At 43.4% G+C, this 15,047-nt stretch carries 18 protein-coding genes; 5 read left to right on the top strand and 13 right to left on the bottom strand.

What is annotated here, in order from left to right:
- Positions 1-10 precede the first annotated feature (10 nt).
- The 5 genes from F9K33_03720 (at position 11) to F9K33_03700 (ending at position 3,916) form a co-directional block, all read left to right on the top strand.
- Positions 11-970 (top strand): LysR family transcriptional regulator, encoded by a 960-nt coding sequence (locus tag F9K33_03720; GenBank protein ID KAB2880873.1) that lies wholly within the window; start codon positions 11-13, stop codon positions 968-970.
- A 32-nt stretch (positions 971-1,002) separates the two neighbouring features.
- Positions 1,003-1,425, top strand: coding sequence for an arsenate reductase ArsC (locus F9K33_03715; GenBank protein ID KAB2880872.1), 423 nt, complete (start codon positions 1,003-1,005; stop codon positions 1,423-1,425).
- A 13-nt stretch (positions 1,426-1,438) separates the two neighbouring features.
- Complete coding sequence (locus F9K33_03710; GenBank protein KAB2880871.1) at positions 1,439-1,693, top strand: thioredoxin family protein; 255 nt, start codon at positions 1,439-1,441, stop codon at positions 1,691-1,693.
- 13 nt (positions 1,694-1,706) lie between these two features.
- The gene (arsB, locus tag F9K33_03705) at positions 1,707-2,765 is read left to right on the top strand and encodes an ACR3 family arsenite efflux transporter (protein ID KAB2880870.1); all 1,059 of its coding nucleotides are present in this window, start codon (positions 1,707-1,709) and stop codon (positions 2,763-2,765) included.
- Positions 2,766-2,854: 89 nt separating this feature from the next.
- The gene (locus F9K33_03700) at positions 2,855-3,916 is read left to right on the top strand and encodes a hypothetical protein (protein KAB2880869.1); all 1,062 of its coding nucleotides are present in this window, start codon (positions 2,855-2,857) and stop codon (positions 3,914-3,916) included.
- A gap of 33 nt (positions 3,917-3,949) precedes the next feature.
- Here the strand turns inward: F9K33_03700 and F9K33_03695 are convergent, their stop codons facing one another.
- From F9K33_03695 to F9K33_03635, 13 genes are all read right to left on the bottom strand, one after another.
- Complete coding sequence (locus F9K33_03695; GenBank protein ID KAB2880868.1) at positions 3,950-5,242, bottom strand: MFS transporter; 1,293 nt, start codon at positions 5,240-5,242, stop codon at positions 3,950-3,952.
- A gap of 71 nt (positions 5,243-5,313) precedes the next feature.
- Positions 5,314-5,775, bottom strand: a complete 462-nt coding sequence (locus F9K33_03690) for a hypothetical protein (protein ID KAB2880867.1) — start codon at positions 5,773-5,775, stop codon at positions 5,314-5,316.
- 11 nt (positions 5,776-5,786) lie between these two features.
- Positions 5,787-6,359 carry a pyridoxal 5'-phosphate synthase glutaminase subunit PdxT gene (gene pdxT / locus F9K33_03685; protein ID KAB2880866.1) on the bottom strand — a complete coding sequence of 191 codons (573 nt, stop codon included), beginning with the start codon at positions 6,357-6,359 and terminating at the stop codon, positions 5,787-5,789.
- 1 nt (position 6,360) lies between these two features.
- Positions 6,361-6,870, bottom strand: coding sequence for a DinB family protein (locus F9K33_03680; GenBank protein ID KAB2880865.1), 510 nt, complete (start codon positions 6,868-6,870; stop codon positions 6,361-6,363).
- Positions 6,871-6,912: 42 nt separating this feature from the next.
- Positions 6,913-7,845 carry a pyridoxal 5'-phosphate synthase lyase subunit PdxS gene (gene pdxS, locus F9K33_03675; protein ID KAB2880864.1) on the bottom strand — a complete coding sequence of 311 codons (933 nt, stop codon included), beginning with the start codon at positions 7,843-7,845 and terminating at the stop codon, positions 6,913-6,915.
- Positions 7,846-7,935: 90 nt separating this feature from the next.
- Positions 7,936-8,865 (bottom strand): EamA family transporter, encoded by a 930-nt coding sequence (locus tag F9K33_03670; protein ID KAB2880863.1) that lies wholly within the window; start codon positions 8,863-8,865, stop codon positions 7,936-7,938.
- Entirely contained in the window at positions 8,862-10,325 is a 1,464-nt protein-coding gene (locus F9K33_03665; protein KAB2880862.1) for an aminotransferase class I/II-fold pyridoxal phosphate-dependent enzyme, read from the bottom strand. The genes F9K33_03670 and F9K33_03665 overlap by 4 nt, the downstream gene beginning before the upstream one ends.
- 34 nt (positions 10,326-10,359) lie before the next feature.
- Positions 10,360-11,910: a PLP-dependent aminotransferase family protein gene (locus F9K33_03660; protein KAB2880861.1), complete on the bottom strand. Its 1,551-nt coding sequence runs from the start codon at positions 11,908-11,910 to the stop codon at positions 10,360-10,362.
- Between the two features lie 11 nt (positions 11,911-11,921).
- Complete coding sequence (locus F9K33_03655; protein ID KAB2880860.1) at positions 11,922-12,455, bottom strand: GNAT family N-acetyltransferase; 534 nt, start codon at positions 12,453-12,455, stop codon at positions 11,922-11,924.
- 27 nt (positions 12,456-12,482) lie between these two features.
- Positions 12,483-13,262, bottom strand: a complete 780-nt coding sequence (locus F9K33_03650) for a PhzF family phenazine biosynthesis protein (GenBank protein ID KAB2880859.1) — start codon at positions 13,260-13,262, stop codon at positions 12,483-12,485.
- 26 nt (positions 13,263-13,288) lie between these two features.
- Entirely contained in the window at positions 13,289-14,086 is a 798-nt protein-coding gene (locus F9K33_03645; GenBank protein KAB2880858.1) for an MOSC domain-containing protein, read from the bottom strand.
- Positions 14,086-14,514 (bottom strand): GNAT family N-acetyltransferase, encoded by a 429-nt coding sequence (locus F9K33_03640; GenBank protein ID KAB2880857.1) that lies wholly within the window; start codon positions 14,512-14,514, stop codon positions 14,086-14,088. The genes F9K33_03645 and F9K33_03640 overlap by 1 nt, the downstream gene beginning before the upstream one ends.
- Positions 14,515-14,522: 8 nt before the next feature.
- Positions 14,523-15,044, bottom strand: a complete 522-nt coding sequence (locus tag F9K33_03635; protein KAB2880856.1) for a DinB family protein — start codon at positions 15,042-15,044, stop codon at positions 14,523-14,525.
- Positions 15,045-15,047: the final 3 nt, after the last annotated feature.

The following is a 15,047-nucleotide window of genomic DNA, read 5'->3' as shown; positions in this document are numbered from 1 at the left end:
AATTAGATATATGACCCTGCTGCAGCTATCCTACATTGTTTGTGTAGATAAACATAACAGCTTTTCCAAAGCGGCCAAAGAATGTTTTGTTACTCAGCCAACGCTGAGCATGCAGATACAAAAATTGGAAGAAGAGTTGGGCGTCAAGGTATTTGACCGGGGGAAAAAACCTGTTGCGCCAACGGAGATAGGAAAGGTGATCATTGACCAGGCGCATACGATTCTGCGTGAAAGTGAAAAAATAAAACAAACCGTTGAATCGGAAATGACGGAGATAACGGGCGTTTTCCGTGTCGGTATTATTCCGACTCTCGCGCCCTACTTGCTCAATTTATTTCTTCAAAATTTCATAACAAAACACCAGAAGGTCGAACTTGTCATTGAAGAACTGCAAACAAAAGAAATCGTGGAACGGCTGATGCGTGATGATCTTGATGCAGGACTTCTTGCAACGCCTTTGAGACAAAAGAGTATAAGTGAGCGTCCGTTGTTTTATGAGCCTTTTGTGGCGTATATTTCTGAAAAACACCGGCTCAATACACGAAAAAAAATTCACATCAAAGACCTGCAATTATCAGACATGTGGCTTTTGACCGAAGGGCACTGTTTTCGAGGGCAAACGGTAGAACTGTGTAAGCAGAAACGTACTGAACATCCGCACGGCAAAACCTCTCTTAAATTTGAAAGCGGTAATTTAGATACGTTAAGGAAGCTGGTCGAACAAAATTATGGAATGACCCTGTTGCCGTATCTTGCCGTACGGGAACTTTCCGAAGAAAAGAAGAAACTCTATGTGAGGGAGTTTGCTTTACCGATACCCAAACGCGAGATTAGTCTCGTTCACAGCCGCTCGTATGTGAAAAAGAAAATATTGGACGTTTTTGCGCACGAAATTATTTTTTGCGTTCCGGATGTATTACTTGAAAAAGAGAAAAGCCTGGTCATTCATTCTCCCAAGATAGGACATTAATTATATTGACTATTAAAATCAGGAGCTGATACATGTCTAAAAAAATTCTCATTCTCTGCACGGGCAATTCCTGCCGAAGTCAAATGGCGGAAGGCTTTTTGAAATCGTTTGACGGAAATCTTGAGGTATATTCGGCCGGAACAAGACCTTCCGGACAAGTTCACCCAAAAGCCGTTCAAGTTATGAGAGAAGAAGGTGTAGACATCAGCAAGAATTATCCTAAAAACACGGACCAGTTCATTCAACAATCATTCGATTATATGATCACCGTGTGCAGCAATGCTGATGAGAACTGTCCAGTCTTTACCGGTAAAGTTATGCATCGTCAACATATTGGATTTGAAGACCCGGCGGAGGCCACTGGATCTGAAGAAGAAATATTGAATGAGTTTCGAAAAATACGCGATCAGATAAAAGAACGCTTTTACGATTTGTATCGCAAAGAATTACAATGAAGGAGTGATCAATATGTTAGATATTAAAGTATTGGGACCGGGTTGTGCTAATTGCGTTAAACTGGAAGGTATGGTCAAAGAAGTTGTGTCGCAGTATGAACTGGAAGCGAAGGTTGAAAAAATAACTGATTATAATCGTTATGCAGATTATGGCGTATTGCTGACGCCGGGTCTTGTCGTGAACGGTCGCGTTCTAATCAGCGGGAAAATACCGACACGATCGACAGTAGAACACTGGCTTCTCGATATGGCAAAAGTAAAAAACTAAAACGAGGCGCATTATGACATCCGCATCCAAACAATTATCCTTCTTCGACCGTTATCTCACGCTGTGGATTTTTTTGATTATGTTTTTTGGAGTAGCGGCCGGTTTTCTGTTTCCTGGAATTGCCGGATTCTGGGATTCGTTGAGTTCGGGCACAACAAATATACCGATTGCCATCGGTCTCATTCTTATGATGTATCCTCCATTGGCGAAAGTGAAATATGAAGAGCTTCCAATCGTGTTTAGAAATACCAAACTGCTTTTACTTTCGCTAGTGCAGAATTGGATCATCGGTCCGGTGGCAATGTTCGTTTTTGCGATAATGCTGCTTCCGGATAAACCCGAGCTGATGATCGGTGTCATATTGGTCGGCCTCGCGCGTTGCATTGCGATGGTTCTGGTGTGGAATGATCTTGCGAAGGGTGATTCGGAACTCGCCGCCGGATTAGTTGCTTTTAATGCGCTGTTCCAGGTATTCCTGTATTCGGTTTATGCCTATGTCTTTATCACGATCCTGCCGCCGGTATTTGGCCTGCACGGAGCGTTAGTTGAAGTATCCATCTCAGAAATTGCTGTAACGGTATTGATCTATCTGGGGATCCCTTTTGCGGCAGGTATGATCACCAGAGTTTTGCTGCTCCAAATTAAAGACAAAAGCTGGTATCATGAAAAATTCGTTCCGAAAATTTCTCCGATAACTCCCGTAGCTTTGCTTTTCACGATATTTGTTATGTTCTCACTCAAAGGGGAGAAGATCGTCGAATTACCGATGGACGTTGTTCGGGTTGCTGTTCCGTATACACTGTATTTTGCCGTGATGTTCTTTGCAACTTTTTTCGTCGCAAAGAAAATGGGAAGTTCGTACGAAAAATCAACGACCGTAGCGTTTACCGCCGGAAGCAATGATTTTGAACTGGCCATTGCAGTTGCAGTCGCCGTGTTTGGTATCAATTCCCAAGCGGCATTTGCTACCGTAATCGGGCCGCTTGTGGAAGTTCCTGTCTTGATTCTATTGGTTGATGTTGCTCTATGGTTGAAGAACAAATTTTTTATGGAAACAACGTCCTATAATTGAACAATAGTATTGATTCAATCATGACAGAAGTCTAATTTACATGCATAGGCCACACAATTAATATTCATTTCACAACAGGGATCTTTCAAATGAAAACCATGTTACTATCTTTGTTGCTACTAATCTCAGTTTCAATAAATTCTCGCGCGCAAGATCAGTCGGCAGGAAGAGTTCACGGATACGTATTTGGCGATTATTATTATAAGTTTGGAGGAGAAAAAGCCAAAGCGGTCTCTACCACTCAGTACGCAGATTCAGCGTTGACCAAAAGCGGCGCTTTCCAGCTTCGCCGGATATACTTGTACTATGAACATGCGATCAGTGAAACATTCCAAGCGCAGTTTTTGTTGGAGGGAAATGACGGGGCAACAGACGGGAAAGGGCGGCACAGCGTTTATATAAAATTAGTGAATCTAGAATGGAAGAATATTCTGCCGGATCAAAACCTTGCCCTTGGTATGATCGGTACGCCAACATGGGCCATATCTGAAAAAGTATGGGGATATCGCGCCATTGAAAAAACGATCACGGACATGCGCGGCCTCGGCGGAGCGTCGGACATCGGTATTACGATGAAAGGCTCATTTGGCAACGAAGGCATGTTTGGCTATGCCGTGATGGTTGGCAATGGAAACGGCCAGAAACCTGAAAATAATAAATCAAGAAAATACTACGGTTCGTTTAGTGTTAAACCCATTAAAGGGTTAATAGTTGAAGCATATGGTGATTTTGAATCCGATATTACAGAACCGAAGAAAACATTCAAAACTTCCCAGAACACAACAATCAAAGGGCTTGCTGGATATCAGACTGACAAATTTTCGGTAGGTCTTGAAACCGTCAAACAAATTCAGGAGTATACCGATACAACGAATATTACTCCGCTTGGAATTTCCCTATTCGCTTCTGCGCCGCTTATAAAAGATAAATTGAATGCGTATGCTCGATTTGACACCTACGACCCTAATACTAAAAACTCAAAAGCAGGCTACAAGGAGAATTTCATCACAGCCGGAATTGATTTTGTGGCACATAAAAGCGTTCATATCATGCCGAATATCTGGGTGAACACATTCTCAAAAAAAGGATCAACTTCAAACCGTAAAGCCGACACGGCCGCACGCGTAACGTTTTTCTATGTGTATAAATAAACTTTCATTGATTGAGAAAACACAATCAGACACTCACCCTGCGAGCGGTTTTGGAACAAATTCACGGGTGATATTGTTTTGAAGATCATGCCGCGTTTTGTTCTTTGCAAAACGGATCATCATGATCGTGCTGATAAGCATTAGAACAAATCCCACCAAAAAAGTATTTCCGATTCCGGCCGCGCCGATCAGATAGGCGCCAACAAAAGGCGCAATGATCCCACGCAAACCGGTCAACATAGTGTGAATTCCCATGTAAATACCCACTTGATTTTTTGGAGCGAACTCCATCACGCATAATTGCCAGCTAAGTTGCGCTCCGCTCATGGAGACGCCTTGTAGTACGCTTGCGATATAAATGAGTTTCAAATCCGTTGCAAAATAGAAAAGAAGCAGATTGATCGTCGGCAATATATTGAGAATAAATCGGATTTTAATGACACCGTATTTATCAATTTGTTTTCCCCAAAAAGCGAATGTCAGCAGCATCACCGCCTGCGGAATAACGGTCACGGCAAGGATGGCTTCTTCGTATGATGCATTAATTGCGTATATAGGATCGGTAACAAAAATAGTTTTTACCGGATCGACCATCAGCGCCGCAAAACCAAAAATTGCCCAATACCACATGAAATAGGCAAAAGGTTTATCATTTTTCAAAACCCTTCTGAGTTGAATCAGAGGATGCAGCGGAGCGCTTGTTGAAACATCGGCAGGCATGACTATTTTTATTTTGCGAAATTGCATCGCGCCCCAAATTCCGACCAGCCCTATGATCGGGTAAACATAAATATAATTATGTCCGTCCATATCAAGCATCAGGCTGAAAAGATACGACGCGGCGACGAAAGCAATATTGAAGAACGTTCGTACCACACCCATGATCTTTCCGCGTGAATGATCCGGATAGTTAGATCGGTATATGCTCGTCACTACCGGCGTGTTAACGGAATTAAAAGCAAACGCGGCGCAAAGAACCAGCGTAAATACAATGGAGAAAGACAAAAATACGGAGACAAGCGCGATCAGAATGAAAAGCCAGCGAGCGATCATGTCCGGGTAATAAACGTAATCCATTTTATTGGGTTTTTCGGAATGGGAGGCGAGAAAAATACTAAAAAGCAAACCGAGGCTCACAGAGCTGTGCAGAAGCGCAACTTCGAAATCAGACGAACTAAATGTTTTCTTTAGAATGACTCCCGCGACGCTTGCGGAACCCGCCAGAACAAATCCTTTCGAGATACCATTCTGCAAATCAAACTTAAAAGCATCTTTTGCTTCAACGGGAATTACGAAATAATCTATTATACGACGAAAGAAAGCCAAAGCAGGTACCTATGAGGAATAAAATTGCGTATTGTACAAATCAAACATGCCTGATCAATAGTAATCGACTCTTATTCACTGTAATGAATAGTTGAAGAATGGTCGATCAAGACAATTTCAGTTGCACTTATTTTCTTAATCAGCTCTACACGCATATCCAATGGATGTTCGATTTTTGGATCGTGCCAAATTTTGGACAGTGGAAATTGAAGACTGTTTGATCCGCTAAGGTTTTTAATATTGTACATATCGGTGAATATCAGAGAATCAGGATAATTAAAATCACCGGTAATATGGCCTTCGAATACTACACGAACATAATATACGCCGGGATAAAATTCTAACACATTGAGCGCCCAGCTGAAATTGCTGGTTATAACACTTGCGGAATCAACGGCAGTATTCGAAGCCGGAGATATGGATGTTAATGAAAACGGATCGCCTTGTCCTCCACCGCCGGACGAATTATTATCATCACAACCGGCTAAACTGTATAAAACAAACGCTAAGACAATTACAAATGATGGTTTCATAAAGACGTCTTTTAAATGCATGTATCAATAAAATAATTATGTAAACGAGTATCTTCTGTCAATTCAGGATGAAATGTGGATACCATTACGTTTTTTTCCTTAGCGATCAAAATGGAATTCTCTTTTTCCGCAAGTACACTCACGTTTTTACCGCAGCCGGTTATCTTCGGTGCGCGAATAAAAATGGCATGTATTGGCGGTTTGCCAAATTCCTTTACTTGAATTTCGTCTTCAAAACTATCGACTTGCCGTCCGTATCCGTTACGCGCCACCGTAATGTCAATAAACCCGAAACGAAACTGATCGCTGTTTTCGATTTCTCGTGCCAACAAAATAGATCCTGCGCAGGTGCCGAAAAGGCCTTTCCCCATTTTGTAAAATTCTCTAATCGGTTCGACTAAATTAAAAGCAAGTAATAGTTTGATCAACGCGGTACTTTCACCGCCGGGAATGATCAAGCCGTTCAGATCATCAAGTTGATCCGCCTTACGAACAGCAACGTTCACGATATTCAATTTATTCAACATGCGCTGATGCGCATCAAAATCTCCCTGTAATGCCAATACTCCGATTTTTTTTGACATATTACGGGCTCATCCATAAATGCTGCGCAATGCAATCGGTGGCGTTTTCCCAACCGCGTAACGGCGCTTCCCAATTACGATCCTGCGCTCGCCGTAAGTAGACCACTTGCGCCAAATGATACGTATAATGTTGGCTCATATGCATCACCACGGAAGCCAGAGAATTATAGCGTATACTGTCTTTGGATTCAACTTTTTTCAATAGTTCACTTTCATCCGTACAGGCATTCAATATTCCATCGATCTGTTCGTAGCTGGTATGTAACATCTGAACAATCTCATCCGCTGTCGCATCTTTCTTGTCGCGAACGGAGGGTTCGTATTCTAGCCGTGCCAAAAACCACATATCAACGCGAATCAAATGACGCAAAATTTCGCCGATGCTCCGCGATTCCGGCGCCGGTTTCCAGTAAAGCTGCTCCTGCGGTAATTTTTGAAGCACGGCAAAAAAAGGTTCACGACACGCCTTATGAACTTCACTTAGCATTCTTTTATTTCGATCTAAACTCATCTAATTTGCGGCTTCCCTTTCTTTAATTACTATAATGAAAATCTACCAACCTCTGGTCGCCAAAAGTTCATTTGCGTTTAATGTATCGATATTGATGCCAACCATTGCTTCGCCCAATCCTTTGGATACTTCCGCAAGAATCTTAGCGTCGCGGAAATGCGTCGCCGCTTTGACGATCGCTTCGGCCCTTTTGGACGGGTTACCGGATTTGAATATACCTGAACCAACGAAAACGGCTTCCGCGCCTAACTGCATAACCAGCGCTGCGTCGGCAGGTGTGGCAATTCCACCGGCAGAGAAATTAGGTACCGGCAGTTTTGCGTTTTTCGCAACCCAGCGAATGAGTTCATACGGCGCGCCCATCGTTTTCGCTTCCGTCATTAGTTCGTCATCACCCATGACCGATAATTTCTTAATATGTCCCACGATCGTACGAATATGTCGAACAGCTTCGACCACGTTACCGGTGCCGGCTTCGCCTTTGGTTCGAATCATCGCGGCACCCTCGCCGATGCGGCGAAGCGCTTCGCCTAAATTGGTCGCCCCGCAAACAAATGGGATTTTGAAATCATGTTTATAAATGTGATTGGTTTCGTCGGCCGGCGTCAACACTTCGCTTTCATCAATAAAATCCACTCCGAGGGATTCCAGAATTTGCGCTTCAACAAAATGCCCGATTCGCGCCTTTGCCATAACCGGAATGGTGACCGTATCCATGATCTTCAGAATCATTTCCGGATCGCTCATTCGCGATACGCCGCCGTCTCTTCGGATGTCTGCGGGAACGCGCTCGAGCGCCATCACCGCGCACGCGCCGGCATCTTCGGCGATCTTAGCCTGCTCTGCATTCACAACGTCCATGATTACGCCGCCCTTGAGCATCTCGGCTAAACCGACTTTAACCTTATAAGTTCCTTTCAAAACGGTATCTTCAATCTGTCCGTTTCCGCCTGTTTTTTTATCTTTTTCCTTCATAACACACCTCTTTTATTTAACCTCTATAATGTAATATATAATACACACATGTTGCAATTATTGATTTCATAACCTCTATCACTTTGCCGGTCAGGGTTCTGCGGTCGGCAAAACCTCCACCGTTGACCTTCCGCCTTTAGCGGCCAGACGAGCCGATAAAACATTCACCATATAGACGCCAATTAAAATTAATGCGCCGCCAAAAAACACATTCAGGCCAAATTCCTCGTTGCGCATCAGCCAGCCTAACACAACGGCGGCAATCGGCGTAGTAAGGGGTATAATTGACGCTTCAATCACAGAAACTTTTTTGATCACCCACATGTAAAGAATAAATGCCAGAGCCGATCCAAAAACAGCCAAATACAATATAGCGAGCGCGGCATTGGTCGTTAGTTGAAAATGCTGTACTTTTTCAAATAGGAGTCCTAAAATTCCAAGACTTACCGCAGAAACCAGCATTTGCACAAACGTATTAGTCACCGGATTTATATGATTCGCATAAAGCTTCGCATACACGCTCATGTAAGCTCCACTCATGGCTGCCAGAATCATGCATATTCCGCCCAGAATTGATTTATCAGTAAATGAAAAATCATCTGCAAAAATGAAAATGACACCGATAAAACTTATAGTGATTCCGGTTATCTGAATCCAAGACATTTCATGACGCTCTGACATAAAATAATTAAATATCACTACGAAGAATGGCATCGTCGCAAAAAGTATGGCTCCAATTCCGGCATTTACGTATTGTTCTCCCCAAAATACAAAGGCATAATCCAGCGCCTGGTATATTCCAATAACTATCATCACTTTCCAGGTATACCTGTCCTTTGGAAAAGGAATTTTTTGGACGACCATTGCGATGTATACCAAAACGGCAGCAATCACAAATCGCGCCGTGGCGAACATGAATGGAGGCAGGCTCTCAAGGCCAAATTGGATCGCAACCCAGGTTGAACCCCAAATAAATGAAAGTAGAAATATGATCAGCGTCGGCCAATAACTTCTTTTCAATTGACGATCTGCCCTCCCGTTTCGCGCAAATCAATAATCATTTGATCGACGTGCTTTTTTGTTGTTCTTGGATTGATTATCGTTGTTCGCAACATACGTCTCCCGCCAAGAAGCGTCGTGGTAATCCAGGCTTTACCGGTGCGATTAAATGTATTTCTGAGATCAAAATTGAATTCATCAACCACCTCCGGTAATGATAACCGCATTGATTCCGGAATAAGCCTGAAGCATAAAATGTTGGACTCGGGAACATTCAGCGTTTCGAAATCCGGCGAATCATCCAGTTGATCATACAAATACCGTGTCATGTCAACGCAGCGATTCATCATGTCGGCAAAATACTGAATTCCGTAATGTTTAAGACAAATCCAAAGTTTAAATGCCTCGAATCCGCGGGAACATTGTATAGTTCGCTCGCCGATATTCAGACAGCCTAAATTTGCCGCCGTCTTATGAAATATATAAGGCGCGTTGACCTTAAACGTATCGTCAAAATGTTTTTGGTTTTTCAGGAGGATAGTGCCGAGATTGAGCGGCATGAACATCATTTTGTGAGGATCCAGCGCAATGGAATCCGCCTGCTGAATCCCTTTTAGTAAATGCTTTAATTTGTCCGAGAAAACAAACGATCCTCCGTGCGCGCCGTCTACGTGGAGCCATAAATTGTGTTTTTTGCAAATAAGGGCAATAGTTTCGATGTCATCGAAAGAACCAACCGGAGTGCAGCCCGCCGTTGCAATAACCACGAATGGCTTTTTATTTTGTTCAATTGCATCTGCAATAGCGCGTTTGAGATCGGTCACGTCCATTTTGAAGTCGGAAGTTTCTCTGATCTTGATCAGATTTTGAGTGCCAAGACCCAGTATCCCAAAAGCCCGCTCAATGGAATAATGACTGCGCGCAGAACAAAATCCAACGAGCGGTTGTTGGTTTCCTTCTTTCCATATATCATGGCCCGCCTTGACAGAACGAGCAACCATGATCCCGGTTAAATTTGCTTCGGTTCCTCCGGAAACGATGGTGCCGTCGCCCTGATCGGAATATCCAACGGCATCACAGATCCAGCGGATGACGCGTTTCTCGATCATCGTTCCAAGCGGGGACATTTCCTGAATGGCCAGCCCCTGATTGATCGCGCTGCTCAAGCCTTTGGCAAAAGAAGACAAAACCAAAGGATGGCACACCTGATGGCCCATGTAGGAGGGACTGGCAAGATTTTGGGCATGGCTCAGTAGTGGATCGACAACTTCTTTCAATAATTTTTTCAAATCCATGCCTTCAGTCGGTACTGGCTCGTCATATATTTTGAACGCGTCTTCCGGCGACATGTAGTTGACAACTTTGTTATCGGTATTCTGAACATGGTCTAAATAATTAGCAAGGATATCTACAAATAGATATCCCACATCCTTAATTTCCTTCGCATCGGTCTTTTTTCGGTAATCGTTAAACTTCTTCATAGGTTCTTCAATTCTATTTTAATAAGGAAATCTTTCATATCACGGGCGCTGCCGACCGATCCGTAGTCTGAGATGATGGAACGTTTACCAGGCTCTGTTTCAGGAGGTCACCCAATATCTTCATTCCTTCAAGAATAATACCTGGCTCATGGCTGATGTAACCCAGCCGCATCCCATTATCCGCATCTGAATGAACCGTGAAAAATCGCTTGGGAGTAAATAAGACCCCTTTTCGTTTGGATTCCATCAAGAGTTCATATGCGTTGGTCGTTCTTGGCATGTCAACCCAGCTGAATAACCCGCCTTTTGGCTTATTGCAGATCATCTCTTCCGGAAAATAATCTGTCGCGGCCTGATGCATCGTATCCCGTCGCGTTTTTAGGATCTTCAATTTTCTTTTTAGATACTTATCAAAGTAACCTTCGAGACAGAATTCAAGAATGGCGCCCTGGATAAGGTAATTACTCTGCCAATCGCTTATTTTTTTTGCCAAGATAAGTTTAGACAAAAACTCTTTGTTAGGCGCTATAACCCAACCTAAACGAATTCCATGAAACAAAATTTTAGAAAAACTCCCAACAACGATCACATTACCGTTATCATCGAGCGAATGCAGAGAAGGAATATCTTCGCCTTCGAGACGAAGTTCATTTGCAAATTGATCTTCAACGACCGGGATTTGATAACGCGATGCCAGCGCGAGCAATTGTTTCCTGCGTTCAAGTGACATGACGGCGCCCGTCGGGTTCTGAAACGTCGGAATAGTGTAGATCATTTTAACACGATGCCTGCTCAGAATAGTTTCCAGCGTATCCACGCGCATACCGTCCTGGTCCAGCGGAATTCCAATTACTTTAACGCCTTTGGAATTAAAAATATTGAGGGCCCCGCGGTAGGTCAGTTCCTCTGTGATCACCGTATCGCCCGGATTCAAAAAAATCCGGCTTATGAGATCGAGCCCTTGTTGAATTCCGCTTACGACGACAAGATCGTCACTTTTTACGTGCATGCCGCGCTTCATTAAAAAACGCGGCACGTAGTCGAGAAACGGTTGAAAGCCCTGCGTATTACCCATTTCAAGAAGCCCGACGCCGAATTTCTGAATTGCACGGTAAGTACAATTCTGAAATTCACGCAGCGGAAACAAGGATTTATCCGGAACTACCGACGAAAACCCAATAACCCCTTTAGGAAATTCACAACTTCTAATCGTGTTTTCAATATCCAAAAGATCGATGTCTTCGAGATTCAACCAATGATCCGCGTACAAACCGTCAAAAGACATTTTTTGCTGTTGAAACGAAGCGAGTGAATCGATTCCCGTTCCGGTAACGATAGTTTTTGGGATAAATTTACTCACAAATGTTCCGCTGCCGACTTGTGAAAACGTAATTCCCTTCACTTCGAGTTCCTGATAAGCTTGAACAACAGTGTTACGATGAACGCCTAATTGTTCTGCCAACTCCCTGGTTGCAGGAAGCCGCTCAAGCGGCTTGATCGTACCATTCCGTATCAAAAACGCAATCTGCGATTCGATCTGAATGTAAAGAGGGATGCCGCTATTTTTATCCATATGAAAATACATTAGGGATCACCTCACAATATTTTTTTCATCAACAGGTCGGTTTGCTTATCACGGCCTAGTTCAAAGATTTGTGAACCGAATACTTCAAATCCACATTTTTTGTAGAATGAAATCGCCCGAATATTATTTTCCCACACGCCAAGCCAGACGGTATCGGCGTTTCTACTTCGTGAAATTTCAAAACAGGCTTCAATCAACGTCCTGCCAACTTTTTTTCCTATTATTTTTTTTAGAACATATAGACGTTGTATCTCGATAACGTTTCGCCCCATTAGTTCCCGTGGAATTTCACTCCATCGTAATTTTGCAAATCCGACAGGCTCTGCATTCCAATCGGCGATCAAAAATGCAGAGAAAGTGTCCTTAAGTTCTTCAGCTATAACATCCGTTGTGCAGTTCTTTGAAAAATACTCCTGCATGTTTTCGCTGGAGTTCAAGTGCGCAAACGTTTCTTCAAAAGTCCGATAACTCAATTCCGCAAGTGTAGCCGCATCATCACGTGATGCGCTGCGAAGGGTAATATTTTCTAAAGTCACTTCTTTCATTTTCCAGAGTCAGTCAAAAAAAGTCTGTTAAAGCTCCATGAATCCTTCTAAATACTTTACGGCAAGTCCTGAGATCATGACCCGATCGCCGTTCAATTCACAATAAAGTTCGCCGCCGCGTTTAGAAACTTGCAGTGCGTGCAATCTATTTTTAACGAGTTTTTCTGCCCAATAGGGAATGAGCGATGAATGTGCGGAACCCGTTACCGGATCCTCGGGTATACCAGCCCCCGGCGCAAAAAAACGCGAAACAAAATCAACATTGTTTCCTTTGGCGGTGACAATCACGCCCAAGGCGTCTAACTTAGAAAGCAGGCTCATGTCGGGTTTCAGATTCTTTATCTCTTCTTCGGAGGAATACACAACAAAATAATCGCGTGATCTTAGAACTTCGACAGGCGAACCGCCAAGTCCCTTTATCAGGTCATGCGGAGGCGAACAAGCGGCCGGTTTACGGGACGGAAAATCCATCGCGAGTAACTTCCCATCTGTTGTGACAGCAAGATTTCCGCTTTGCGTTGCAAACACTACACGATTTAGCGATGGATCAATGTAATTAAAAATCACAAACGCCGCGGCAAGCGTTGCATGTCCGCAGAGATCAACTTCAACCTCCGGTGTGAACCAGCGAAGACGATAACCCATTCCTTCTTTAACAAAAAAAGCGGTTTCAGATAAATTATTTTCAGCCGCAATATGTAATAACGTTTCATCATTCAGCCACTCGTCAAGGGGGCACACGGCTGCCGGATTACCTTTGAATAAGTGGCCGGTAAAAGCATCAATCTGGTACAATGGGATTTTCATTAATTTTTCCAATCAAATTTATGAATTTACTTTATCACAGAAATCTCATCACCAAGTTTCAGTTTTCCGGACTTTTCAACATGAATTACGTTTTGTCCGAACATCACTTTACCATCGTCCGTTCTGCGGTACGTTGCAAGTGTTTTCAATGGCTCAAGCCCGCTTTGGCCTGTTTTGGGGTCAATCGTTGTTACCACACATCGCGCGCAGGGTTTTACAACTTCAAAAAGCAATTCACCGATCATGATTGTATTCCAAGTGTCTTCTGCAAAGGCGTCACATCCCTTTACAACCATACTTGGGCGAAAACGATTCATCGTGATCGGTATGTCTAGTTTGGAATTCAAATCTCCCAACGAGGATTCGGAGATCAACAGTAACGGAAATCCATCGGCAAAACTAACATGTTCGTCGCGCCTGCTGAAATTTTTGTCGATTTGTCTTTGAAAGTTCTGGTCCATGCGAACAAGCCGGCATGTCGTATGTAAATAATCAGCCAACCATTCCGCCACGGTATTTCCGCAGTCCAAAGCGATGCAAGAATCATCCCATACATCAACTGCAATTTGTTTGTCACTAAAATCAGAGAAAGGGACGGATAAGTCCTTCATGCCCGGGGCACGCAGCGTTAAGGCTTTATTGGTTATAATTGGTTCGATAAAACCCATTTGATGTAAATCTCTTTGAGTCAGCGCCGCCCCTTCGCCGTCAACGACCATCATGCGCCGGTCACCGGCAAGGCCGTACGCGTCCAGTTCTGCCGAAGTAACACTAAATCCTTTACAGGATTTGATAGGGTAAATATTTAACTCAGAAACGGTCATTATTGGGAATCAATTTTTTTATGAATTATTTTTTTATCTGCGCGTAAGACCCATGCGCTGGGATGTTTCGTGAATCCGACATGAGGATAATATTCAACGGCCTTTGGCGCGGACAATAATATCACGCTTGCTTGTGGTGCGGCCAACTGAGTCTGTCGAATAAGTTCTTTACCGATACCCTTTTTCTGATGGGACAACCTAACAACCAAATCGGAAAGATACGTTGCGTAAACAAAATCGCTCATCGACCGGGAAATCCCTACGAGTTGTCGGCCGTCCCATGCCGTAATCACTAAATTAGCGTGAGCTAACATATCCCTCATTCGTACCCGATCATCCACCGGACGCCTTTCACCAAGCGTTGAAGCACGATACAAATCGATCATGTCGTCCAGATTCAAAACGTTCCCTGTTTTGTATAGGATCATCTGACGCCCTATTTTAAATAACGTTCTTTAATGACATTAACGTGATGCATTTCGTGCCCAAGAAGAATGTAGGCCAACGCTCTGACGGAGATTTCTTTGTCATTCGCCTTGCCCGATCGTTTAAACATGTCATCATCGAAGCTCAGTAAAAGCTCTAAAGTTGCTTTACGCACGGACGAAAACTCACGCAGGATGTCGGTTATATTTCTATCGGCCGCTTTGGATTGTGGAACATACAAGTTTTCATCGAAGCCGGACAAAGGAGTTGTGTCTTTACGGGCAAAACGTAAAGCGCGATAGGCAAATACTCTTTCAGCGTCTGCCAAATGGATAAGGATTTCTTTGATGCACCATTTTCCATCCGCGTACCGATAGTTTAATTGTTCCTCACTGAGCGACAATATAAGTTTTTTCGTTTGTTCGTGTACCGTTTGAAATTGGTCTAACAGATTTCCATGCGGAACAAGCTGTACATATTTGTCATAATATTCAAAGTATTCTGTTTTTTCAGGACGGGTAATTGATTTCATTAT

The sequence above is a fragment of the bacterium genome (assembly GCA_008933615.1).
Lineage (GTDB): Bacteria > CLD3 > CLD3 > SB21 > SB21 > SB21.
Note: the sequence above shows the minus strand (reverse complement) of the source record. Positions and strands in the feature narration are given on the sequence as shown.

Excerpts from the sequence above, each read along its gene's own strand:
- F9K33_03690 (KAB2880867.1), bottom strand. The coding sequence starts at position 5,775 with ATGAAACCATCATTTGTAATTGTCTTAGCGTTTGTTTTATACAGTTTA.
- F9K33_03720 (KAB2880873.1), top strand. The coding sequence starts at position 11 with ATGACCCTGCTGCAGCTATCCTACATTGTTTGTGTAGATAAACATAAC.
- F9K33_03710 (KAB2880871.1), top strand. The coding sequence starts at position 1,439 with ATGTTAGATATTAAAGTATTGGGACCGGGTTGTGCTAATTGCGTTAAA.
- F9K33_03645 (KAB2880858.1), bottom strand. The coding sequence starts at position 14,086 with ATGACCGTTTCTGAGTTAAATATTTACCCTATCAAATCCTGTAAAGGA.
- pdxT (KAB2880866.1), bottom strand. The coding sequence starts at position 6,359 with ATGTCAAAAAAAATCGGAGTATTGGCATTACAGGGAGATTTTGATGCG.
- F9K33_03700 (KAB2880869.1), top strand. The coding sequence starts at position 2,855 with ATGAAAACCATGTTACTATCTTTGTTGCTACTAATCTCAGTTTCAATA.
- F9K33_03635 (KAB2880856.1), bottom strand. The coding sequence starts at position 15,044 with ATGAAATCAATTACCCGTCCTGAAAAAACAGAATACTTTGAATATTAT.
- F9K33_03680 (KAB2880865.1), bottom strand. The coding sequence starts at position 6,870 with ATGAGTTTAGATCGAAATAAAAGAATGCTAAGTGAAGTTCATAAGGCG.
- F9K33_03655 (KAB2880860.1), bottom strand. The coding sequence starts at position 12,455 with ATGAAAGAAGTGACTTTAGAAAATATTACCCTTCGCAGCGCATCACGT.
- pdxS (KAB2880864.1), bottom strand. The coding sequence starts at position 7,845 with ATGAAGGAAAAAGATAAAAAAACAGGCGGAAACGGACAGATTGAAGAT.
- F9K33_03650 (KAB2880859.1), bottom strand. The coding sequence starts at position 13,262 with ATGAAAATCCCATTGTACCAGATTGATGCTTTTACCGGCCACTTATTC.
- F9K33_03660 (KAB2880861.1), bottom strand. The coding sequence starts at position 11,910 with ATGTATTTTCATATGGATAAAAATAGCGGCATCCCTCTTTACATTCAG.
- arsB (KAB2880870.1), top strand. The coding sequence starts at position 1,707 with ATGACATCCGCATCCAAACAATTATCCTTCTTCGACCGTTATCTCACG.
- F9K33_03640 (KAB2880857.1), bottom strand. The coding sequence starts at position 14,514 with ATGATCCTATACAAAACAGGGAACGTTTTGAATCTGGACGACATGATC.
- F9K33_03665 (KAB2880862.1), bottom strand. The coding sequence starts at position 10,325 with ATGAAGAAGTTTAACGATTACCGAAAAAAGACCGATGCGAAGGAAATT.
- F9K33_03715 (KAB2880872.1), top strand. The coding sequence starts at position 1,003 with ATGTCTAAAAAAATTCTCATTCTCTGCACGGGCAATTCCTGCCGAAGT.